The following is a 21,595-nucleotide window of genomic DNA, read 5'->3' on the forward strand; positions in this document are numbered from 1 at the left end:
TGGATGTCCACTGAACCGCGCGAGCACGTCGACAGCGCACCGGACCGGGTGGGCGAAGCCGACCCGCCCGAGGCCGTACCCGAAGCGGGCGCCGCGGCACCGGAGACTTCCGAAGCGGGCGCCGCGGCACCGGAGACTTCCGAAGCGGAGACTTCCGAAGCGGAGACTCCGGCTGCGGAGCCCGCGGAGAAGCCGCTGATCAAGAACTGGGACTTCCAGGCGCTGTGGAGCAGCGAGGCTTTCGCCGCGCTGGCCAAGGAAACCGCGGAAATCGCCTATCCCATGCTGATCCTGGCCACCACCGGGTCGACGCTGTTCGCGGGCATGGTCGGCTCGGCGCAGCTGATCACGGCGAGCCTGATCTCCCTCCCGGCCGGCACACTCGCCGACCGGCTGGACCGCAGGCTGCTGCTGATGGGCTGCAACCTGGTGCGCGTCGCGCTGCTGGCGTTGTTCAGCGTGCTCATCTTCACCGACCACACGAACATGGTCGTGATCTTCTCGATCGCCCTCGGCTCGGCCGTCTGCTTCGGCCTGTCGCAGCCCGCCGGCCTGGCCGCGATCAAGGCGCTGGTGCCGGCGTCCCAACTGACCCAGGCAACCGCGCAGAACCAGATCCGGTACTTCGGCGCGACCGTGGCCGGACCGCCGATCGGCGGCGCGCTGTTCGGTGTGGCACGGGCGTTCCCGTACCTGGCGTCGGCGGTGTCGTTCCTGATCTCCACCGTGCTCCTGATGTTCGTTCGCAAGCCGATGCAGGGCGAGTCGAGCGGCGCGGCCAAGGAGAAGCGCGGCACGGCCGAGGGCTTCCGGTTCCTTTTCAGGCAACCGATCCTGCGCCCGCTGATCATCTGGATCATGGGGTCGAACATGGCGTTCACCCACTCCGGCGTGTTCCTGGCGTTGATCGCGGTGGCGCGGGGGCGGGGCGCGTCGGAGTCGTTCATCGGCGCCACGCTCGCCGTGGCCGGTCTGGGCGGGCTGTTCGGTTCGCTGATCGCCGGATGGGTCTTCAAGAAGGTGAAGCCGTCGGTGATCGTGCTCTACGGCGCGTGGATCGGCCCGGTGGTGGCGATCCTGCTCGCGATCACGCCCGGCGTGATCCCGCTGGGCATCATCGTCACCCTGGTGTTCATCCGCGGCCCGATCATCAGCACGCTGTTCCTCTCCTACCTGGCCGCCGTCGCCCCGGACAAGGTCCAGGGCCGGGTGCTCGGCGCGGTCTTCTTCATGTCCATGAGTGCGGCTCCGATCGGTGTCTTCCTCGTCGGCGCCATCTTCCAACTGGCCGGTCCCACCTGGGTGTTCATCACCATGTGCACGATCTCGACGGTCGCCGCGCTGCCCACCCTCACCAAGCAGATCCGCCACTTGCCCGCCCCGGAATCAGTGGCCGTATGACGATCATCGGAGGAGAAGGAATGAGCACCGAAGCGCAGCCGGGCCTCCACTACGAGCAGCTGCCCCCGGAGTTCTTCACCGAGCCGAACCCCAACCGGCACGCCGACATGGCGCGGCTGCGCTCGAAGTGCCCGGTGCACCAGATCGACCACCCCGTCGGCGCCGAGGCGTACGTCGTCATGGACTACGAGACGGTCAGCGGCCTGTTCAGCGACCCGCGGCTGTCCAAGAGCGTGGACAAGGCGCCGGCGTGGTGGCAGGACCTGCTGAAGGACTCCAGCCCGATCCTGATCCGCAACATGCTCACGGCGGACGCCCCGGAACACACCCGGCTGCGCAAACTGGTGGCGCAGGCGTTCACCCCGCGCAAGATGCAGGCGCTGCGGGCGAAGATCCAGGAGACCACCGACGATCTGATCGACGCCTTCAGCGACGGCAAGGCCGACCTGTTCGAAGAGTTCGCGCTGACCCTGCCGCTGAAGGTGATCTGCGAGTTCCTCGGCGTGCCGTTCGAGGACCGGGACAAGCTGCACGAGTGGGGTCTGCTGCTCAGCGGGGCGCCGTACGCGGACGATGAGATGAACCGCAAGCTGAAGTGGGCCAGCGACGGCATCGAGGAGTACCTGAACGAGCTGCTGGCCGCGCGCCGCACCATGGAACTGGGCGACGACCTGGTCAGCACGCTGATCCGGGCCGCCGACGAGGACGGCCGGTTCACCAACGACGAGCTGGTGTCCACCCTCATCCTGCTGATCAACGCCGGTCACAAGACGACCGCGTACATGATCTCCAGCGGCATGGAGGCGCTGTTCGCCCACCCGGACCAGCTGGAGCTGCTGCGCAACGACCCGAGCCTCGCGCCCAGCGCGATCGAGGAGTTCCTGCGGTACGAGCCGCCCGTCTACCGGGGCACGCTGCGCGTCGCGGCCGAGGACCTGGAGCTGGCCGGGGTGCCCATCGGCAAGGAAGCGTTCGTGCACCTGATGATCGGCTCCGCGAACCGCGACCCGAAGGTGTTCGAGGACCCGGACCGGCTGGACATCACGCGCACCGGCAACCGGCACTTCTCCTTCGGCCACGGCGCGCACTTCTGCCCGGGTTCCCCGCTGTCCCGCCTGGAGGGCGAGATCGCGTTCAACACCCTGCTGCGCCGGCTGCCGGACATCGCGCTCGCGGTGCCGCGCGAGGAGCTCCCGTGGCTCTACGACAACTCCGTCGGCCGCGGTGTCTCCAGCCTGCCGATCACCTACACCACGAAGCTGCCCCGCTAGTTCCCGCGCGCCAGTCACAGACAGACGAACTTGGAGCTTCACATGACCGACACCCCCGTCACGCTGATCACCGGTGGTGGCAGCGGCATCGGAGCCGCCACCGCACGGCGGCTGCTCGACAAGGGGCAGCGGGTGACCATCGTCGGACGCGGTCAGGAACGGCTGGACCGGTTCGCGAAGGAGGTCGGCAACCCGAGCGAACTGCTGGCGGTGCGGGGCGACGCCGGGGACTGGGACGTGGTCCAGTCTGCGGTGGCCGCGACGCTGGAGCGGTTCGGCCGGCTGGACGCCGCGGTCGCGAACGCCGGCTTCGCCACGCACGACGACATCGCGGAAGGCGACCCGGCCGGCTGGCGGGAGATGGTCCTGGCCAACGTGCTGGGCCCGGCACTGCTGGTCCGGGCCGCGCTGCCCGCGCTGAAGGAGTCCAAGGGGCGGATCGTGCTGGTGGGCAGCGTCGCCGGGCACGCGTATGGGGCGGGCAACATCTACGGCATCACCAAGTGGGCGGTCACCGGCCTGGCGGAGAACACCCGCCGCCAGGTCACCTCCGACGGTGTCGGGGTGACCCTGGTGTCGCCGGGCCGCACCGAGACACCGTTCTGGGACGAGATGGGCGGGCTGCCGGACGGTCTGCTGCTGTCGGCGGACCAGGTCGCCGACACGATCGTGTTCGCGCTGAGCCAGCCGTCGCCCGTGGACATCAACACCATCATCGTCAGGCCCATCGGCCAGCCTGCCTGAGGGGGAGAAAAGTGAAGATCGCACTGGTATGCCTGCCGTTCGCCGGGGCGGGAGCCTCGTTCTTCCATCCGTGGTCGGCGCATGCGGGTGATCGGCTGGTCGTCGTACCGGTGCAGCTGCCCGGTCGGGAGCGGCGGATCGACGTCGAGCCCTACCGGGACGCCGTGGTCGCGGCGGACGAGCTGCTGCCGGAGCTGGTACGGCAGCTCGACGGTCTGACCGACGTGGTGCTGTTCGGGCACAGCATGGGCGCGGTCCTGGCCTACGAGCTGGCGCATCGGGTGGCCGCGCACCCGGGCCTGGTGCTGCGGCACCTGTTCGTCAGCGGGTCGCCGGAACCGCACACCCAGCGGCCCCAGCGCGCCACCGGCCTGAGCGACGACGAGTTCCTGGCACGGGTGTCGCAGTTCGCCGGGTTCAGCCACGAGGCGCTGGAGGATCCGGAGATGCGCGAGCTGATCCTGCCGACGCTGCGCGCCGACGTGGAGATGCACGAGAACTACCGTCCGAGCACCGACGGCCGGTTGCCGGCCCCCATCACGTCTTTGCGCGGGTCGGACGACACGCTGGTGACCGCGGCCGAATGCGCCCGCTGGTCCGAGGTGGCCGGCGCCGGTTTCGAGTACGTGGAGCTGCCCGGCGGGCACATGTACCTGACCGATTCGGCACCCGACCTGCTCAAGCTGATCGACACCACGGGCTAGGGAGACAGTCGATGCGGTTGACCGGGAAAGTCGTCGTCATCACCGGGGCGGCCCGCGGGATCGGCCGCGCCACCGCGGTCGCCTGCGCCGCCGAGGGCGCGGACCTCGTGCTGCTGGACGTGTGCGGGGACCTGTCGGGCGTGCCGTACCCGCTGGGGTCGGCCGGCCAGCTGGAGCACACGGGGGCGCTGTGCCGGGGCCGGGGCGCGTCGGTGCTCACCGTGAAGGCGGACGTGCGCGACACCGCGTCGGTGCGGGACGCGGTGCAGCTGGCGGGTGAGCGCTACGGCCGGATCGACGCGGTGGTGAACAACGCGGGCATCGCCGCGCCTTCGGGCAAGCAGGTGCACGAGATCACCGAGGACGAGTGGTCACTGATGCTCGACGTCGACTTGACCGGGGCGTGGCGGCTGATCCGCGAAGTCGGCAAGGCCATGAGCGACCAGCGCTCGGGCAGCATCGTGAACATCGCGTCCACCGCCGGACTGGTCGGTTACCGGCACTTCGCCGGATATGTGGCGGCCAAGCACGGGCTGATCGGGCTGACCAAGGCCGCGGCGCTGGACTACGCGCCGATGAAGGTGCGGGTGAACGCGGTGTGCCCGGGCAATGTGCGGGACACCGCCGAGGGCGAGGGCCGGATGCTGCGGGAGATCGCCCGCGCGCTGGACGTCCCGGCGGACGAGCACGTGGCGGCGTTCACCCAGTCGCAGCCGATGAACCGGTTGGTCGAGCCCGACGACGTCGCCGGGGCCGTGGTGTTCCTCGTGTCGGACGACTCGGCGCAGGTGACCGGCTCGGTGCTGACCGTCGACGGCGGCTTCACCGCTCACTGACCAGGAGGACATGTGTTTTCAGGTGCCCGATGCCACGCGCTGGCCGTCCGGCTCACCGAGGCGGTCCGCCCGGAGGCGCCGGACGTGCCCGGCTGGTCCCGGTTGTGGGTGGAGGACGTGCCCGCCGGGTCGACCGAACCGGTCGCCCTACGGCGGCGCGAGGCCGAGACGGGCCGGGCGGCGACCGGCCTGCGGTGCACCCTGCTGCGCTACCGGGACGGCGTCGCGGACCTGGTGCTGGTGGCGGACCGGGGATTCCTGGACGCGGCCGGTCTGCGGACGGCGGCGGCCGTGCTGAGCGGTGCGGACCCGGTGGAGCCGGCGGAGCCGGGCGGGACCGACATGGTGGCGGTCGCGGCGGCGGCGGTGCCGGACTGGGCCGCGGCTCCCGACCCGGTGCCCGCGGGCGCCTTCGAGCTGGTCCTGCCGCAGTCCGAGGCCGGGACCGCGGACAGTTGGCGCACCGCGCTCGCGATCACCCTGGTGCGCTACGCATCGGTCGACTCCCCCGGCTGGGCGGTCATCGGCACCGACCGGGGCGCGGTTCGGGTGACACCCGGAGCCGCCGACGAACCGACCGGTGAACCGGCCGCGGCCGGACTGCTCGTGTCCGACGTGGACTTCGCGGGGGACCGCGGGACCGCCGAGTACCGGCCCTGCCTCGTGCCGCCGTTTCCGTTGACGTTCTCGTCGTGGCGCGAGGGCGACACGGCCCGGTTGCGCTGCGACCACCAGGCCGGGCGGATCTCGCCGGCGCAGGTCGAGCAGTTCACCCGGCACCTGGCGCATGTGCACCGCCAGGTACTGGCGGACCCGTACGTTGACGACGCCGACGCGGTAGAGCTGCTGGACGCGGCGGAACGCGAGCGGGTGGCCCTGCTGGGCCGGCCGGCCCAGGCGCTCACGACCACGCCGACGCGGATCGACGCGGCGTTCCGCGCGGTCGCGGCCCGCAACCCCGACGCGGTGGCGCTCACCGACGGCGAGGTCTCCCTCACCTACGGCGAGCTGGACGAACGCTCGGACGCGGTGGCCGGCGGACTGCGCGCGCTCGGTGTGTCGGACGGCGACCGCGTCGGAGTGTGCCTGGAGCGCACCGCGGAACTCGTCGTCACCCTGCTGGGCGTGCTCAAGGCGGGCGCCGCCTACGTGCCCAGTGACCCCGCCTATCCGGCCGAGCGGCTGGCCTACACCGCGCAGGACGCCGACCTGCGACTGGTGGTCACGCGGCTGCCCGAACTCCCCGGCGCCGCCGCCCTGATGACACCGGACGACGTACTCGCGGCCGGGGCGGAACCGCGCACCGGCTCGGCGTCGCCGGACGACCCCGCGTACGTGATCTACACGTCCGGATCGACGGGCCGACCCAAGGGCGTGGTGGTGCCGCACCGCAACGTCGTCGCGTTGGTCGACGCGACCCGCGAGGAGTACGGGCTCGGGTCGTCGGACGTGTGGACCCTGTTCCATTCCAGCGCGTTCGACTTCTCGGTGTGGGAGATCTGGGGCTGTCTGCTCACCGGCGGCCGGCTGGTCGTGGTGCCGTACTTCGTCTCCCGTGAACCGGAGAGGTTCCGCGACCTGCTGGCGGCGGAACGGGTCACCGTGCTCAGCCAGACCCCGTCGGCGTTCGGCCAGCTCCTCGAAGTACCGCACGACGACCTGCTGGTGCGGTTGGTGGTGTTCGGCGGCGAGCCGCTGGACCAGCGGGCGCTGCTGCCGTGGTTCGACGCGCACCCCGAGTCGGTGTGCCGGGTGGTGAACATGTTCGGCATCACCGAGACCACCGTGCACGTCACGCACCAGACGGTCACCCGGCGGCACGCGCTGGCCGGGTCACGGTCGGTGGGGCCGGCGCTGCCCGGCTGGCACCTGTACGTGGTGGACCCGTCCGGGCGGCTGCTGCCCCCGGGTGTGCCGGGGGAGATCTGGGTAGGCGGGGCCGGGGTGGCGTCCGGCTACCTCAACCAGGACGACCTGACCGCTCAGCGTTTCACCGAGGACCCGCTGCTGCCGGGCGGCCGGGTCTACCACTCGGGCGACCTGGGCAGGCTGAGGCCGGACGGCGCACTGGAACACCTGGGGCGCATCGACAGCCAGGTGAAGGTGCGCGGGTTCCGCATCGAGCTGGACGAGATCCGCGCGGTGCTGTTGGAGGACCCGGACGTGCGCACGGCGGCCGTCGTGGTGCACCGGGACGATCCGAACGACGCGGCCACCGCCCGGATCGACGCGTACGTGGTGCTGGCGCCCGGTGGTTCCGATGACACGTCGGGCGTGCGCAAGCGGGCCGCCGAGATCCTGCCCGAATACATGGTGCCGACCACGGTGACCGCCCTGGACGCCCTGCCGTTGACCACGAACGGCAAGCTGGACGCGGCGAAGCTGCCGCGGCCGGCAGCCCCGGCGGAGCCGCTCGACCCGCCCGCGGACGGCGACGACCTGGCATCCAGGCTGCGCGAGGTGTGGGGCTCGGTGCTGGGCGTCCCGGTGGGGCTGGACGACGACTTCTTCGAGCTGGGCGGCAACTCCCTGTTCGCGGTCCGCATCGGGGCGCGCCTGCGGGCCGGCGGCCTGCCGCCGTTGCCCCTGCGTGAGTTGTACCGCCACCCGACCATCCGCTCGGTGGTTTCGGCGCTCGGGAAGAGCTGAGCACCACAGGATCGACGGCCACCCGAACCCGGGGTGCGCCCGACTGATCGTCCCCGTGTTCAGCGGAGGCGGGTTACTGGAAAGGATGCCGGTGATGGTGAAGTCGGTCTACGAACTGGGCGAACTTCCGCCCCTGGGCAGCGTGCCCGAGCAGATGTACGCCTCGGTGATCCGCCCGGAGCGGTACGGACCGCCGAGCAGCGCTTTCGAAATCGAACGACTGCCGGTGCCCGAGGTGGGCCGCGGCCAGGTCCTGGTGCTCATGATGGCCGCCGGGATCAACTACAACAACGTCTGGTCGGCGCTCGGTTACCCGCTCGACGTCATAGCCGCCCGCGCGAAGGCCGGCGACCAGAGCGGTTTCCACATCGGCGGGTCGGAAGGCGCCGGCGTGGTGTGGGCGGTCGGCGAGGGCGTCCGCGACGTCCGGGTCGGCTCCGAGGTCGTGCTGTCCGGGCTCCAGTGGGACGAGACGGCCGCCGACATCAGGCTGGGCGCCGACCCGGTCCTCTCCTCGACGCAGGCCGTGTGGGGCTACGAGAACAACTACGGCTCCTTCGCGCAGTTCACCGTCGTCGACGAGTACCAGTGCCACCCCAAGCCCGCGAACCTCACGTGGGAAGAGGCGGCCTGCTTCATGCTGACCGGCGTGACGGCCTACCGGCAGCTGCGCGGCTGGCCCCCGCACGTCGTACAGCCCGGCGACCCGGTGCTCATCTGGGGCGGCGCGGGCGGCCTCGGCTCCATGGCCATCCAGATCGTCCGGATGTACGGTGGCGTCCCGATCGCGGTCATCTCCGACGACGCCCGCGCCGAGCACTGCATGCGGCTGGGCGCCGCGGGCGTCATCAACCGCAAGGAGTTCGACCACTGGGGCCGGTTGCCCGACACCACGGACGATGAGGCGATGGCACGCTGGACGCACGGCGCGCGCGCCTTCGGCCGCCGTATCTGGGACATCCTCGGCGAGCGCCGGTCGCCGCGCATCGTGCTGGAGCACGTGGGTCAGGACACCATCCCGACCTCGATGTACGTGTGCGACTCGGGTGGCATGGTGGTGATCTGCGGCGGCACCAGCGGCTACAACGCCGACACCGACCTGCGGCACTTCTGGATGCGGCAGAAGCGGCTCCAGGGCTCGCACTACGCCAATTCGCGCGAGTGCCGTGAGGTGACCGAACTGGTCGGATCGGGCCGGCTGGACCCGTGCCTGTCGTGGTGCGGCGATCTGGCCGAGGTGGGCCTGGCCCACCAGCTCATGCACGACAACGCCCACCCGCCGGGCAACATGGCCGTCCTGGTCAACGCGCCCCGCCCCGGACTGCGCGACCTGGAGTCCACGCTCGCCGCACTCGCCTCGGCCTGAGCGGCACGTCCGCCGCACCACGGGCGGGATGGAGTCCGGTCCGGTCATGCCCGGCCGCATCTCCACCCGCCCGGGTGTCTTCCACGCCGCATCGGCGATGCGATGTGACATCCCTCACGCGCAGGTCGGCTACTAGCCGGGCGCGGTAGTAGACACCACCCTGTCGACAAATAGGATTTGTCCGGCTTGAGGGGGGTGCGGGTGGCCGTTCGCGTGCGGGCTCGCCGCTCGCTCGGCACCTGCCCGCATCCGCCGCGCGTGCCGCTCTCCTGACGGTGCGGCAGCCCTCAGCAAACGTCGCGGACGCGAAGTCGACAGCAAAGCAGCCGCCTGGCAAGAGGCGCCCGGAGCTACGAAGCAAGGTAGTAGAAGAGCCCTTTGCGCTCCCCGTGAAGCCGTCCTGAGAATGAGCGCCCGGCGATCACCGAGTGAGGTTCCACGCATGGGCAAGCACCGCAAGACGCAGCACTACCGGCGCATAGTCGTCGCCGCCGTCGCCATCGGCGCCGTGGGCGTACCGTCCGTGGCCCTGGCCTGCTCCGACTGGCCCTACGGCACGGGCGACCAGCCGTACGTCGCCGCGACGAGCACGCCCACGGCGCCGTGGCACCACGGCCACCGGCATCACCACCGCAACGGTGACGCCCCCCGCGCGCCCTGGACCAGCGCGGCGCCGACGCCCGCGGCCCCCGCTCACCCCAGCGCGACGAAGCCGGCCGCACCCCACACGACCGCGCCGACGCCCACGCCCCCCAAGCCCGCGCCCAGCACCCCCAAGGCCACCGCCGCCGCGTCCACGGCCCCTGCCGCGCCGAGCACCCCGAAGCCCACCGCCACGGCGTCCACGGTCAGCACGCGGATCGTCCAGCTCGTCAACGCCGAACGCGCCAAGGCCGGATGCCAGCCGCTCACCCTCAACTCGGCGCTCACCAAGGCCGCGCAGGCCCACAGCGCGGACATGGCGGCCCACCAGACCATGTCCCACACCGGTTCCGACGGCTCCGCCCCGGGCGACCGCATCACCGCCGCCGGCTACGCCTGGAGCAGCTACGGGGAGAACGTCGCCTACGGCTACACCACCCCGGAGGAGGTCATGGCGGGCTGGATGTCCAGCCCGGGCCACCGGGCCAACATCCTCAACTGCGGGTTCAAGGAGATCGGCGTCGGTCTCGCGCAGCCCGGCAGCTACTGGACCCAGGACTTCGGCACCGCCCGCTGACCTGAGCCGGGTCAGGTGCCGGCCAGCGGGTTCGGCAGGGGCAGATAGCGGGCGTCCGCGCCGTCCGCGCCGGTCCAGCGCAGCAGCAGGTTGGTCTTGCCGGGCAGGGTGGGCGCGGTGAGCAGGGCGGGGATCTCGGGCAGGTCGTGCCGGGCGAGTTCGCGTCGGACGGCGGGCCACGGGTCGAAGCCGGGGTGGTGGTCGGCGAGGGCGCCGGCGATCTCGGTCAGGTGGTTGACGACCAGGCAGTAGACCAGCCGCTCCCAGCCGGCCGCCCGGGAGACGTCCGGGAGCAGCTTGGCGCCCTCCGCGTCCCGGAACAGGGCCTGCACGGGCGTTCCGGACGCGTCCACGGCGACGAGGGTGTTCTGGAGGTGGGCCTCCAGGACCACCCCGTGGCCGTCGAACGCGGTCAGGGCGGGCGGCACGACCTGCCGCAGATACGCCTGCCACCAGCCCGCCGGATCGGCCGTGGCGGCCAGCGGGCTGCCGTCGAAGCCCTCGGCGAGGCCGGCCGCGAGCAGCGGGGTGGCACCCGGCAGGAGGTGGCCGCGCAGGCCGTCCCGGACGAGCACGGCCAGCTCCTCGAAGGCGAACACCGCCGTGCGGTAGCCGCGGTCGCTCAGCCAGGCCGCGGGCGGGCCCATCGCCGCGAAGGCGCACCCGGCGGCGGTGTCGGTACGGCGCAGCCGGCGCAGGTCGTGGCGCCACAGCCGGCGGATGTCGTTGGTGATGCGGACGTCCAGGCTGAACTTCAGGAACAGATCGCGCCCGGGCTCGTACACCGTCCGGATCGCCGCCGTGGGCCAGGTGTCGCCCGCGGTCGTGCCGAGCCGCAGCAGCCGGCCGTCGGCGAACGCGGGGGCGAGGTCGCGGGCGGTCAGGTCGAGCTGCCAGGGGTGGGCGGGCAGCAGCCGGTAGCCGGGCGGGGCCGTGCCGAGGGCGTCCAGGGCGCGGGTGTCGCCCTCCTCGGCCATCTGGTCCTCCCGGACGCCGAGCAGCACCAGCGGGAAGCGGGCGTGCGCCTCGGGGGCGTACGGCAGCCAGGACGCGACCGGGCCGCCGCCGCGCGCCTTGGGGGCGGGGTGGTACGGATGGCCGGTGAGCAGGGACTGCTCGGAGCGCAGATACGGGTCCTTCGGCGCCGTCGCCCGTGCGCGGGCGCTGAGCAGGGCGGCGACCGCGTCCCGGCTGTCGATCATCTCGGCGGGCAGGTCGCCGCCGGGCAGCCCGGTGTGCCGGCGCAGCTCCTCGGCGACCAGTTTGACCAGCTCCGGGTGGCCGATGCGGTGCCAGGACCCGGCCGTGTAGACCTCGGGGTCCGTGGGGCGCCGCCCGGCGCGCACCCGCAGCAGCCGGCCGTCCGGCAGCCGGTGGACCCGGTGGTCCCCGTCCTCCGGGAGCGGCTCGGCCACCTCCCGCAGCAGGCAGTTGAGCAGGGGGGCTGCCGCGTACCCGTCGGCGCGGCGGCCGGCCTCACCGGTGGGGGGTGTGTGGTCCACGCGTTCCATTCGTTCGTCGTTCATGCGGCCCGCCGCCTGCTGCGCGCACCCGGTGCGCCGGCCGGCGACCGGTCGTGATCAGTATGTCTGTCGTCCCCGACAATCGTGCCGTGCGCCGTGTACCCGAGGAGCCGACCGTGCACCGTCCCCCCACCGCCGAGGCCCGGATCGCCGAGGAGCTGGCCGCCGTCCGGCCCGGCCTGCTGCCCCGGTACTCGGCGGAACTGCCGGGTGCCCGCGCCGCTGTGCTGACCCGGCTGTGGCGGGCGCTGGCCCATGAGCCGCTGCCGTGGGTCGCCGGCCGGGTGCGCGGGGCGCACGGCCTCGCCCTGCGCCTGGCCGACGGCCGGACGCTGCACGGGCCGCACGCGGATCCGTACGCCACGCGCGCGTACGTCACCGCGGTCCGCCTCGGCCAGGAAGCCTACGACGATCCGGCGCGCCTGATGAGCGCCCTCCGCGTGCCGCACGCAGCCGCCTTCGCGGCGGAGCTGGCGGACAGCGTGGCCTCGCTGGCGCTGTCCCGGGCCGGCGCGGATCACCCGAAGGAGTGGCCGGTGGGGGTCCCTCCGGCCGAAGGCTGGGGGAAGGACTGGGAGTGGGAGCGGCGGGTGGTCGACGGGCATCCGTTCCATCCCAACTGCCGTTCGCGGCCCGGTTTCTCGGCGGCGGACCAGCTGGCGTACGGCCCCGAGCACGGGCCGGTGGTGGAGCTGGGCACGGTGCCGGTGCCGGTGGACCAGTGCCTGGTGTCCGGGGACTGGCCGACGGAACTGCGGGACGGCGAGCGGCTGTTGGTGCCGGTGCACCCCTGGCAGGCCGCTCACGTGCTGCAGCGTTCGTACGACGTCTGGCGCCCCGCCCGTCCGCTGATGTCCCTGCGCACCCTGGCGCTGCCCGACGGCCCGCATGTGAAGACCGCGCTCAGCGCCCGGCTGACGTCGTCGGTGCGGACCATCTCGCCGTACTCGGTGGAGTCCGCGGCGGCGCTGTCGTCCCTCGCCGAGGAACTGGTGGCGCGCACGGACGGTCTGCTGCACATCACCCGCACGCTGGGGGCGGTCACGGCCCACTCCCCCGACGTGGCCGCGCTGCTGCGGGAGTCGCCGCAGGTGTACGCGGGACCGGGTGAGCAGGTCCTCCCGGTGGCCGCGCTCGCCACCACGTCCCTGCCCGAATCCCCCGGCTGGCTGGCCGCGTTCACCCGGCTGGCGCTCACGGTGGGCCTGCGCGTGCTCGACCTCGGCGTGGCCCTGGAGGCCCACGGCCAGAACCTGCTGGTCGTCCTGGCGGCCGACGGCACTCCCCGGCGCCTGGTCTACCGCGACCTGGCCGACATCCGGATCAGCCCCGCCCGGCTGACCCGTCACGGCATCACCCCGCCCGCCCTCACCGGCCGCCTGATCAGCGACGACGACACCACCCTGCGCCGCAAACTCTTCGGCTCCCTGGTCGCCGGAGCCCTGGCCGGCACGGCAGGCTCCGGCCCGGCACTGGCCACGGCCCTGTCCGCAGCCGCTGTGGACCTCCGGGACTCCCATGACCTCATGGCCCTCCGCCACGAACCGCTGCCGGCCAAGGCACTGACCCTGATGAGACTGTCCCCGACGACACCCGGCGACCAGTGGGCGTCTCTGCCGAATCCGTTCGTTCGTTTTGGAGCGCGGCACGTCTGATCAATAGGATCCGGCGATGATCAGAAGACAACGGCTGGCGGCGGGAGTCTGCGCTCTGCTCGCCGCCTTGACGGCCGGGATCGCGTGTCCCGCCGGAGCGGTCGCCGACGAGACGGAGCAGGCCGCTCCCAAGGTCGAACTCGTGCTGGACGTCAGCGGTTCCATGCGTGCCCGGGACATCGACGGCGGGACCCGGATGGCCGCGGCGAAGCAGGCGTTCAACGAGGTGCTCGACGCGACCCCGGAGGAGGTCCAGCTCGGCATCCGCACACTCGGCGCCAACTACCGCGGCAACGACCGCAAGGAGGGCTGCAAGGACACCGCACAGCTCTACCCGGTCGGCCCGCTGAACCGGACCGACGCGAAGACGGCCGTGGCCACGCTGGCACCGACCGGCTGGACGCCGATCGGGCCCGCGCTGCTGAAGGCGGCGGACGACCTGGACGGCGGCTCCGGTACCCGCCGTATCGTGCTGATCAGTGACGGCGAGGACACCTGCCAGCCGCTCGACCCGTGCGAGGTGGCCCGGGAGATAGCCGCCAAGGGCATCGGGCTGACCATCGACACCCTCGGACTGGTGCCGGACGCCAAGACCCGCGACCAGCTCAGCTGCATCGCGGACGCGACCGGCGGCACCTACACCGACGTGCGGCACAAGGAGGAACTGAGCGACCGGGTCGGGGAGTTGGTCGACCGGGCCGCGGATCCGGTGGTCACGCCGGTGGCCACCGAGGGCGCCGACCGGTGTGAGAAGGCACCGGCCCTGAAGTCCGGCCTGTACACCGACCGGGCGGAGTTCGGCCGGCAGCGCTGGTACAAGGTCGACGTCGAGCCCGGCCAGGAGCTGCGCGCCGCGGTGAGCGTGGCGGACGACCGGGCCGTCGACCCGGACTACGGCGTGCTGCTGCGGGCGGTGACGGTGCACGGGCGGGAGATCGTCCGCGGCGAGGCCGCCGGTACCGGCCGTACGGACGTCATCTCCACGGGTCTGCGCTATCCGAGGCCGGACAGCGACGACGACACGGCGACCGCCGAGACGGTGTGCCTCCAGGTCACCAGCTCCTTCTCGGCCGCGGCGGGCGTCAAGACCACGCCCGGCCTGCCGCTGGAGCTGACCGTCGACGTCGTGGACGGGCCGTCGGGCCACCACGACGTGGCCGCCTTCGGTCTCGGCCGTGGCTGGTGGCTGCTCGGCGCGCTGGTGCTGATCGGCTTCCTGGCCGGTCTGCTGTGGGGCTGGCTGTCACGCTGGCGGGTCGCCGTCTGGAGGACGAACTGATGCGTATCACCCGTGTGTTCGGCGCCGCACTGCTGGCGCTGGGGCTGGCCGCCGGACCGGCCGCCGCCGACTCCTCGCCCTCCCCGAGCGCCTCCGGCGACGACAAGGCACCCACCCGGGCGGGCACCTCCTTCCGTACGGCCACGGAGATCGAGCAGGGGCAGCAGGCCACCGCCTCCGGCTCCACCGGCGACTACCTGTACTGGTCGTTCCCGGCGGACACCGGGCAGCGGCCCACCGTCGAGGCGACGGTGAAGCTCCCTGCCACGCACGGCGCGCAGACCTGGCAGCTCGACGTGTACGACGGACTGCGGCGCCGCCAGTCCTGCCAGTACGGGGCGGCGACCCGTACCGCCGCGCAGGGCGCCTCCTCGGTCGAGCTGGCCTGTGTGCTGCGTACCGTGCGCGGCTGGTCGGAGCCGTGGGCAAACGACCCGCTGCCGGGCACGTACTACCTGCGGCTGACGGTCGTGGACCTCGGCGCCGCCGACCTCGGGCAGCCGGTGAGCGCCGAGGTGCGCGTCGACTCCAAGGACATCGGCGGCGCGGCCGCGGTGGACGGCTCGCTGGGCAAGCCGCTCGTCCCCGGCATCGCCGTCAAGTCCGAGCAGGGCGAGGGCGGTTCGAAGGCGGCCGTGCTGTCCAGCTTCGGCTCGGACGACGGCTGGTCCTCCGGCTGGTGGTCCGACCGGTGGGTGTGGACCGGGATCGGTGCCGTGCTGGCCGCGCTCGCCGGGATCGGGGGCTATGCGCTGACCCGGGGATCCGGACGGCCGGTGTAGCGTGAAGGCCCGCCTGCCGGCGGGCCTTCTCAGGCGCCCACCCGCCCACCGGACTCGGTCGGGCGGAAGGACGAGGTTCGGGGCACGGCTCGCCCTCATGCCTCCCGCAGCGCCTTGGCGAGCGTGCCGTCGCCGGTCACCGTCACCCGTCCGTCCCGTACCGCGTCCGGCAGGCCCGTCTCCCCCCGGGCGATGGCCTCACAGGTCGCCGCGTCCATCACCAGGCGGGCGTCGGCCTCGCCGGGCGCGGGCCCGTCACCGTACACCGGCCCGCTCTCGGCGCCGACGTACAGATGGAACTCCCCTTCCTCCAGCCGCACTTCGACGGTGCCCTGCCCCTCGAGCGCCCGCAGCAGCGGCAGTGCGAACCAGTGTGCGCGCACCGCGTCGGTGGGCCGCCGCTCCCCCAGCTCGGCCTCGCCCCACTTCCCCAGCGCCTGAAGTACAGGCAGCAACTCACGTCCGCGGTCGGTGAGTTCGTACACGTACGCCGCACCCGGCGGGGGAAGCCGTCGTCGGGTCGTCAGGCCGTCCCGTTCCATGTCCTTCAGCCGGGAGGCGAGTACGTCCGTGCTCACGCCGGGCAGATCGGCATGCAGGTCCGTGTAACGGCGCGGGCCGGCGAGCAACTCCCGGACGATCAGCAGGGTCCAGCGGTCGCCGACGAGGTCGAGGGCGCGGGCTGCGGAGCAGTACTGGTCGTAGCTTCGGCGAGGTGACATGCGACGCAGTCTAGACGCGTTGTTGGACTTTCCAAGCTTTCACTTGGTAAAACCAAGTAACACGAGTTTCCGGAGGGGCGCATGGAGTTCCGGCAGTCCAACAAGCTCAGCGAGGTGTGCTACGAGATCCGCGGCCCGGTGATCGAGCACGCCAACGCGCTGGAGGAGGCGGGGCACAGCGTGCTGCGCCTGAACACCGGCAACCCCGCGGCCTTCGGCTTCGAGGCGCCGGAGGAGATCCTCCAGGACATGATCCGGATGCTGCCGCGGGCGCACGGCTACACGGACTCCCGCGGCGTCCTCTCCGCCCGCCGCGCGGTCGCCCAGCGCTACCAGAGCCTGGGCCTCGAAGTCGACGTGGACGACGTCTACTTGGGCAACGGCGTCTCGGAGCTGGTCTCCATGGCGGTCCAGGCGCTGGTCGAGGACGGCGACGAGGTCCTGATCCCCGCCCCGGACTTCCCCCTCTGGACGGCCGTCACCACCCTGGCCGGCGGCAAGGCCGTCCACTACCTGTGCGACGAACAGGCCGACTGGACCCCGGATCTGGCCGACATGGCGTCGAAGATCACGGATCGCACCAAGGCCGTGGTCATCATCAACCCGAACAACCCGACCGGCGCCGTGTACCCGAAGGAGGTCGTGGAGGGCATCCTCGATCTCGCCCGCCGGCACGGCCTGATGGTCTTCGCCGACGAGATCTACGACCAGATCCTGTACGACGACGCCGTGCACCACTCGGCCGCGGCCCTCGCTCCCGACCTGGTCGTCCTCACCTTCTGCGGGCTGTCCAAGACCTACCGGGTGGCGGGCTTCCGGTCCGGCTGGCTGGTGGTCACCGGCCCGAAGCAGCACGCCAAGGACTACCTGGAGGGCCTGACCATGCTGGCCTCCATGCGGCTGTGCGCCAACGCGCCCGCACAGTACGCCATCCAGGCCGCGCTCGGCGGACGCCAGTCCATCCGGGAACTGACCCTGCCGGGCGGCCGGTTGCACGAACAGCGGAACGTGGCCTGGGAGAAGCTGAACGAGATCCCGGGCGTCTCCTGCGTCAAGCCCAAGGGCGCGCTGTACGCGTTCCCGCGTATCGATCCCAAGGTGCACCGCATCCACGACGACGAGAAGTTCGTCCTGGACCTGCTGCTGCGCGAGAAGATCCAGGTGGTCCAGGGCACCGGCTTCAACTGGCCGTCCCCCGACCACTTCCGCATCCTGACCCTGCCGCACGCGGACGACCTGGAGGCGGCGATCGGCCGGATCGGACGCTTCCTGAGCGGGTACCGGCAGTAGTCCGTGTAGCCCGTTTCGCTCATTCGTGCGAAGATCATCCGGCAACGACCGGGGCCCCGCGCGAGGCGGGGCGGGCACACCGGCCGCCGGTGCGCGTCCGACCAGCGCCGCACCGCCGTCCCCGGTCCGGTTCCAGCCGATGACCAGGGGGAGCATCAGTGTTCTCGTACGGACAACGCCGTACGGCCGTCGCCGTGCTGTGCGCGGCGCTGCTCGCACTCGCGGCGCCGGCCGCCCGCGCCGAGGCGCCCGGGACATCCGGGGTATCCGAGGCGCCCGGGGTGTCCGAGGTGCCGGGATCACCCACACCGCCCGCGCCCGCCGCGCCGTCCGGGTCGGACGATCCCGCCGGGTCACCGACGTCCTCCGGGTCGTCCACGCCCTCCGGGGCCTCGGCCGGGCAGGAAGCGCGGCAGGCCGCGCGGTTCTGGACCGCGGAGCGCATGGCCGGCGCCCGGCCGCTGGACGCGGAACGGCAGCTGCCGTCGGGGCCGGGCGCTTCGGCCGCCGCGGCGGCCCGGCCGAAGGGCACCCTGTTCAAGGGCACCCGGCTGGTGGGAACGTTCTTCGGCTCCGACGGACCGAGCGGCACCACCTGGCACTGCACCGGCAGCGTGATCGACACTCCGGCCCGGAACATCGTCCTCACCGCGGCCCACTGCGCGCTGAACATGAAGAGCGACTACATCTTCGTCCCGAAGTTCGTCAAAGGCGCGGCCCCGGACCGGCAGCCGTACGGCATCTTCCACATCCAGCGCGTCTTCATCGACCCGCGATACGTGCCCGACCGGGGCTCGACGACCACCAAGAAGCCATGGTCCGACCTGGACACGGCCTTCGCCCGGGTCTCGGCCAACCAGCGCGGCAAGTCCCTCCAGGACGCGGTGGGCGGCGGACTGACCTTCACCCGGCCCTCCGGCTACACCCACCGGAAGGTCACCGTCGTCGGCTACCCCTCCCACCGGCACAACAGCGCCGGACGCGCCGTCAAGTGCACGGTCCCGACGAAGCAGCTCCGCGGCTACCGGCAGCTGTCGATGACCTGCGGCGGCTACTACGGCGGAGTGTCCGGCAGCCCGTGGATCACCGACTACAAGGACGACGCCCGCACCGGGCACGTCATCGGCAACCTCGGCGGCTACAACGGCGGCGGCAACGACGCCAACGTCGACTACATCAGCTACGGCACGGCCTTCGGCGCCGACGCCGCGAACCTCCTCGCGAACGCCGTCGCCGACCAGGCCCCGCCCACCGATCTGCCCCCGTACCGGGGCCTGAAGGGCACCCTGCCGGGCGGCGCCGCACGCTGGCGCAAGGCCGCGCTCATAACCTCCGGCGACTACACCGGCGACCTGCGCGGCGATCTGCTCGTGGTCTGGTCCGACGGCGGGGTCACCCTGCATCCCGGCGACGGCAAGGGCGGCTTCGGCGCCGAGAAGCGGCTGCGGCAGGCCAACTCCACCTGGACGCACGCCCGGACCGTGACCGGCGGCACCTTCACCGGCGGCGACCGGTCCGGCCTGCTGGTGCGGTGGTCCGACGGCGAGGTCACGCTCTACCCGCAGCCCGGCCCCTCCGGGCTGGGCCGGGAGATCCGGATGGCGCCGGCCGGCTCCGCGTGGAAGAACGCCGTCCAGTTCACTTCCGGGGCGTTCCAGGACGGCCAGGGCACCGGACTGCTGGTCCGCTGGGCCGACGGGGCACTCACCCTGTACGCCGGGGTGGGGGCCGGCGGCTTCGGCACCGGCACGCGGCTCCTCGCGGCGAACGGCACCTGGACCAGGACCGCCCTGCTGGCCGGCGGCGACTTCGGCGGAACGGCCACCGGGGACCTGCTCGTGCGCTGGGCGGACGGCGCGCTCGACACCTACCCGGACACCTCGGTGGCGGGGCTCGGCGCCAGGTCGCGGGTGCGCGGCCCGAACAGCTCCTGGCAGCACGCGCAGGTGCTGACGGCCGGCGGCTTCCGCCACGGCCGTACCGCCGACGACCTCGTCGTGCGCTGGTCGGACGGGGAGACCACCCTGTACGCCGACACCGGCGCCAAGGCCCTCGGCACCGAGTACACGCTGGTCCACCCCGGCACCTGACCGCACGACAGATACGTCCCCCGCCCACCTGGACGCCGTCGGCGCGCGACCGGGGAGCCGTCTGGCGCAGTCCGTCCTGCGGGCGGCTGCGGCCCTGTGACACCGTGCCGTCATGGGTGACCTCTTTCTCGTCCGGCACGGTGAGACCGAGTGGTCGCGGTCCGGGCGGCACACCGGCTCCACCGACGTCCCCCTCACCGAGCACGGGCGCGAGGAGGCACGCCGGCTGGTCCCGCTGATCCGCTCGCACCGGATCGGGGCGGCCTTCGTCAGCCCCCGGCAGCGGGCGCGGGAGACCGCGCAGCTCATCGGGCTCCCGGACGCGCGCGTCGACGCCGACCTGCGCGAGTGGGACTACGGCGGCTACGAGGGCGTGACCACCCCGGAGATCCAGCGCAGCCGGCCCGGCTGGTTCCTCTTCACGGACGGTGTCGCGCCCGGGCCACCGGACCACCCGGGCGAGACCCCGGAGCAGGTCGGCGAGCGCGCCGACCGGATGCTGGCCAAGGCGGACGCCGCGCTCGCCAACGCCGAGGGCGTCGTCGTGCTGATCGCCCACGGCCACTTCCTCCGGGTCCTCACCGCCCGCCGCCTGGGCCTCGCGCCCCAGCACGGGGCGCTCTTCCAGCTCGCGACGGGGACGCTGTGCCGCCTCGGCACGGAGCACGGGCGGCCGGTGGTGGCGGGGTGGAACATCCGGCCGCAGGAGTAGCGGGGCGTTGTCAGACCCGGGCCGTACGCTGCGAACGGGCCGCCGCCTGGCGGTCCCGCGCGACGGCGCCGGAAGGAGCGTGCCGTGACCCGACCGCCGACCGCCGCGCAGCGGCGGATGATCGAGGCCGCCGACCCGGTCACCGGCCGGCTGCGCGGTACGGAGACCCAGCTCGCGGCGCTGGTGAAGCGGGGGCTGGCCTTCCGGCACCCGCGGCCGCCGCACGACCACTTCCTCACCCCGGCGGGCCGTCGGATACGTGAGGCGGTGCCCGAGACACCGGTGGAGCCGGCGCCGGACACGGGGGTGTTCGCGGCCCGGGTCGGCGGCGAGGAAGAGCCGCCCGCGTCCGGCCCGGCCCGGCGGCGCGAGGTGCACAGCGCCTGGCAGGGGTTGCTGGAGCTGCGCCGGATGACGCATCCCGACGGCGCCGTGGACCGGCCGTGCGGGTGGGAGCGGACGCATCTGGTGCGGGCCGCGGCGCTGGCGCTGGAGGCGGCCGGGCACCGTCCGGCGGGCGGGGACGCGGACGGGTACCGGGTCCGGGCGACCCCGCAGCCGGAGGCGGTCGCGGTGTACGCGCCGGACGCGGAGACGCTGGCGGCCTGTGCCGCCACGCTGGAGCGGGCCGGCTGGCAGACGGGCGAGTACACCGAGCCACGGTCGAGAGCACGCTATCTGCTCGCCTCGCCCCGCCGGGTGTGACCGGCGTGTCAAGATCGGTCGACCGGAGAACACGACGCGAGAAGGGCAAGCAGTGGCCAACCCGTTTTCCGTCCGCGTGACCGTCCGCGGCTACGAGACCGACGTACAGGGACATCTCAACCAGGCGGTGTATCTCAACTACGCGGAGCACGCCCGCTGGTCGCTGCTCCAGACGGCCGGGATCAGCCAGGCCCGGATCATCGGCCAGGGCGTGGGTCCGGTGGCGCTGGAGACGAACATCCGCTACCTGCGGGAACTGCTCGCCGGTGACGAGGTCGACGTGACCTGCGTGTTCGAGTGGGGCGACGGCAAGACCTTCCGGATCCGGCAGGAGATACGCAAGACGGACGGCACCCTGGCGGCCGAGGTCACCGCGGTGGGCGGCATGCTGAAGCTCCAGGAGCGCAAGCTGGTCGCCGATCCGCGGGAGGTCTTCAAGGAGCTGGCGACGGACCTCGACCTGCTCGGCCTCTAGGGCGCGTTGTGAAAGTGCTGGTCACAGCCACTCGTTGATGGCTGCGACCAGCACGGTTGCTTCGTAGCGGACGGCGGGTTTGATGCCCCTATGGATGTCAACCGGCGGGGACTGGTGCCGGGGCTTGCTTTCTGGATGTGAGCAGGGCTTGGTAGATCTCGCGGGCCACGTA

Annotated in this window: 18 protein-coding genes; 16 read left to right on the top strand and 2 right to left on the bottom strand. The window is 72.4% G+C overall.

What is annotated here, in order from left to right; all coding sequences use genetic code 11:
* Window positions 1-3: 3 nt before the first annotated feature.
* From ACZ7DL_RS34170 to ACZ7DL_RS34205, 8 genes are all read left to right on the top strand, one after another.
* Window positions 4-1,401: an MFS transporter gene (locus tag ACZ7DL_RS34170; RefSeq protein WP_470780219.1), complete on the top strand. Its 1,398-nt coding sequence runs from the start codon at window positions 4-6 to the stop codon at window positions 1,399-1,401.
* A 20-nt stretch (window positions 1,402-1,421) separates the two neighbouring features.
* Entirely contained in the window at window positions 1,422-2,672 is a 1,251-nt protein-coding gene (locus ACZ7DL_RS34175; RefSeq protein WP_470780220.1) for a cytochrome P450 family protein, read from the top strand.
* A gap of 42 nt (window positions 2,673-2,714) precedes the next feature.
* Entirely contained in the window at window positions 2,715-3,416 is a 702-nt protein-coding gene (locus tag ACZ7DL_RS34180) for an SDR family oxidoreductase (RefSeq protein WP_470780221.1), read from the top strand.
* A gap of 11 nt (window positions 3,417-3,427) precedes the next feature.
* On the top strand, window positions 3,428-4,120 hold the full coding sequence (locus tag ACZ7DL_RS34185; RefSeq protein ID WP_470780223.1) for a thioesterase II family protein: 693 nt from the start codon (window positions 3,428-3,430) through the stop codon (window positions 4,118-4,120).
* Between the two features lie 11 nt (window positions 4,121-4,131).
* Window positions 4,132-4,956 (top strand): SDR family oxidoreductase, encoded by an 825-nt coding sequence (locus tag ACZ7DL_RS34190; RefSeq protein WP_470780225.1) that lies wholly within the window; start codon window positions 4,132-4,134, stop codon window positions 4,954-4,956.
* A gap of 342 nt (window positions 4,957-5,298) precedes the next feature.
* The gene (locus ACZ7DL_RS34195) at window positions 5,299-7,605 is read left to right on the top strand and encodes a non-ribosomal peptide synthetase (protein ID WP_470780257.1); all 2,307 of its coding nucleotides are present in this window, start codon (window positions 5,299-5,301) and stop codon (window positions 7,603-7,605) included.
* 94 nt (window positions 7,606-7,699) lie between these two features.
* Window positions 7,700-8,971: a crotonyl-CoA carboxylase/reductase gene (ccrA, locus tag ACZ7DL_RS34200; protein WP_470780227.1), complete on the top strand. Its 1,272-nt coding sequence runs from the start codon at window positions 7,700-7,702 to the stop codon at window positions 8,969-8,971.
* A 442-nt stretch (window positions 8,972-9,413) separates the two neighbouring features.
* Window positions 9,414-10,190, top strand: a complete 777-nt coding sequence (locus tag ACZ7DL_RS34205) for a CAP domain-containing protein (RefSeq protein ID WP_470780229.1) — start codon at window positions 9,414-9,416, stop codon at window positions 10,188-10,190.
* An 11-nt stretch (window positions 10,191-10,201) separates the two neighbouring features.
* Here ACZ7DL_RS34205 and ACZ7DL_RS34210 read toward each other — a convergent pair whose 3' ends face one another.
* A complete protein-coding gene (locus tag ACZ7DL_RS34210) occupies window positions 10,202-11,701 on the bottom strand; it encodes an IucA/IucC family protein (RefSeq protein ID WP_470780260.1) in 1,500 nt (499 codons plus the stop codon).
* Between the two features lie 128 nt (window positions 11,702-11,829).
* On the opposite strand from ACZ7DL_RS34210, the gene ACZ7DL_RS34215 reads away from it, so the two are divergent.
* From ACZ7DL_RS34215 to ACZ7DL_RS34225, 3 genes are read left to right on the top strand one after another with little or no spacing between them, the layout of a single operon-like run.
* Window positions 11,830-13,368: an IucA/IucC family protein gene (locus tag ACZ7DL_RS34215; protein ID WP_470780262.1), complete on the top strand. Its 1,539-nt coding sequence runs from the start codon at window positions 11,830-11,832 to the stop codon at window positions 13,366-13,368.
* A gap of 16 nt (window positions 13,369-13,384) precedes the next feature.
* Complete coding sequence (locus tag ACZ7DL_RS34220; protein ID WP_470780231.1) at window positions 13,385-14,647, top strand: VWA domain-containing protein; 1,263 nt, start codon at window positions 13,385-13,387, stop codon at window positions 14,645-14,647.
* Window positions 14,647-15,429 (top strand): hypothetical protein, encoded by a 783-nt coding sequence (locus tag ACZ7DL_RS34225; protein ID WP_470780232.1) that lies wholly within the window; start codon window positions 14,647-14,649, stop codon window positions 15,427-15,429. The genes ACZ7DL_RS34220 and ACZ7DL_RS34225 overlap by 1 nt, the downstream gene beginning before the upstream one ends.
* Window positions 15,430-15,524: 95 nt before the next feature.
* Here the strand turns inward: ACZ7DL_RS34225 and ACZ7DL_RS34230 are convergent, their stop codons facing one another.
* Window positions 15,525-16,151, bottom strand: coding sequence for a winged helix-turn-helix transcriptional regulator (locus tag ACZ7DL_RS34230; RefSeq protein WP_470780234.1), 627 nt, complete (start codon window positions 16,149-16,151; stop codon window positions 15,525-15,527).
* A gap of 81 nt (window positions 16,152-16,232) precedes the next feature.
* On the opposite strand from ACZ7DL_RS34230, the gene ACZ7DL_RS34235 reads away from it, so the two are divergent.
* The 5 genes from ACZ7DL_RS34235 to ACZ7DL_RS34255 all read left to right on the top strand — a co-directional run bounded on the left by ACZ7DL_RS34235 (window position 16,233) and on the right by ACZ7DL_RS34255 (window position 21,423).
* The gene (locus tag ACZ7DL_RS34235; RefSeq protein WP_470780236.1) at window positions 16,233-17,441 is read left to right on the top strand and encodes a pyridoxal phosphate-dependent aminotransferase; all 1,209 of its coding nucleotides are present in this window, start codon (window positions 16,233-16,235) and stop codon (window positions 17,439-17,441) included.
* Between the two features lie 158 nt (window positions 17,442-17,599).
* Window positions 17,600-19,531 (top strand): trypsin-like serine peptidase, encoded by a 1,932-nt coding sequence (locus ACZ7DL_RS34240; protein ID WP_470780238.1) that lies wholly within the window; start codon window positions 17,600-17,602, stop codon window positions 19,529-19,531.
* Between the two features lie 112 nt (window positions 19,532-19,643).
* Window positions 19,644-20,243 carry a histidine phosphatase family protein gene (locus tag ACZ7DL_RS34245; RefSeq protein ID WP_470780240.1) on the top strand — a complete coding sequence of 200 codons (600 nt, stop codon included), beginning with the start codon at window positions 19,644-19,646 and terminating at the stop codon, window positions 20,241-20,243.
* A gap of 84 nt (window positions 20,244-20,327) precedes the next feature.
* Window positions 20,328-20,948, top strand: a complete 621-nt coding sequence (locus ACZ7DL_RS34250; protein ID WP_470780242.1) for a hypothetical protein — start codon at window positions 20,328-20,330, stop codon at window positions 20,946-20,948.
* A 52-nt stretch (window positions 20,949-21,000) separates the two neighbouring features.
* On the top strand, window positions 21,001-21,423 hold the full coding sequence (locus ACZ7DL_RS34255) for an acyl-CoA thioesterase (protein WP_470780244.1): 423 nt from the start codon (window positions 21,001-21,003) through the stop codon (window positions 21,421-21,423).
* Window positions 21,424-21,595: the final 172 nt, after the last annotated feature.

The sequence above is a fragment of the Streptomyces sp. NPDC036984 genome, from assembly GCF_055607665.1.

Coding starts and splice junctions, on each gene's coding strand:
- ACZ7DL_RS34170 (WP_470780219.1), top strand. CDS start 4: ATGTCCACTGAACCGCGCGAGCACGTCGACAGCGCACCGGACCGGGTG.
- ACZ7DL_RS34175 (WP_470780220.1), top strand. CDS start 1,422: ATGAGCACCGAAGCGCAGCCGGGCCTCCACTACGAGCAGCTGCCCCCG.
- ACZ7DL_RS34180 (WP_470780221.1), top strand. CDS start 2,715: ATGACCGACACCCCCGTCACGCTGATCACCGGTGGTGGCAGCGGCATC.
- ACZ7DL_RS34190 (WP_470780225.1), top strand. CDS start 4,132: ATGCGGTTGACCGGGAAAGTCGTCGTCATCACCGGGGCGGCCCGCGGG.
- ACZ7DL_RS34195 (WP_470780257.1), top strand. CDS start 5,299: ATGGTGGCGGTCGCGGCGGCGGCGGTGCCGGACTGGGCCGCGGCTCCC.
- ccrA (WP_470780227.1), top strand. CDS start 7,700: ATGGTGAAGTCGGTCTACGAACTGGGCGAACTTCCGCCCCTGGGCAGC.
- ACZ7DL_RS34205 (WP_470780229.1), top strand. CDS start 9,414: ATGGGCAAGCACCGCAAGACGCAGCACTACCGGCGCATAGTCGTCGCC.
- ACZ7DL_RS34210 (WP_470780260.1), bottom strand. CDS start 11,701: ATGGAACGCGTGGACCACACACCCCCCACCGGTGAGGCCGGCCGCCGC.
- ACZ7DL_RS34220 (WP_470780231.1), top strand. CDS start 13,385: ATGATCAGAAGACAACGGCTGGCGGCGGGAGTCTGCGCTCTGCTCGCC.
- ACZ7DL_RS34225 (WP_470780232.1), top strand. CDS start 14,647: ATGCGTATCACCCGTGTGTTCGGCGCCGCACTGCTGGCGCTGGGGCTG.
- ACZ7DL_RS34230 (WP_470780234.1), bottom strand. CDS start 16,151: ATGTCACCTCGCCGAAGCTACGACCAGTACTGCTCCGCAGCCCGCGCC.
- ACZ7DL_RS34235 (WP_470780236.1), top strand. CDS start 16,233: ATGGAGTTCCGGCAGTCCAACAAGCTCAGCGAGGTGTGCTACGAGATC.
- ACZ7DL_RS34245 (WP_470780240.1), top strand. CDS start 19,644: ATGGGTGACCTCTTTCTCGTCCGGCACGGTGAGACCGAGTGGTCGCGG.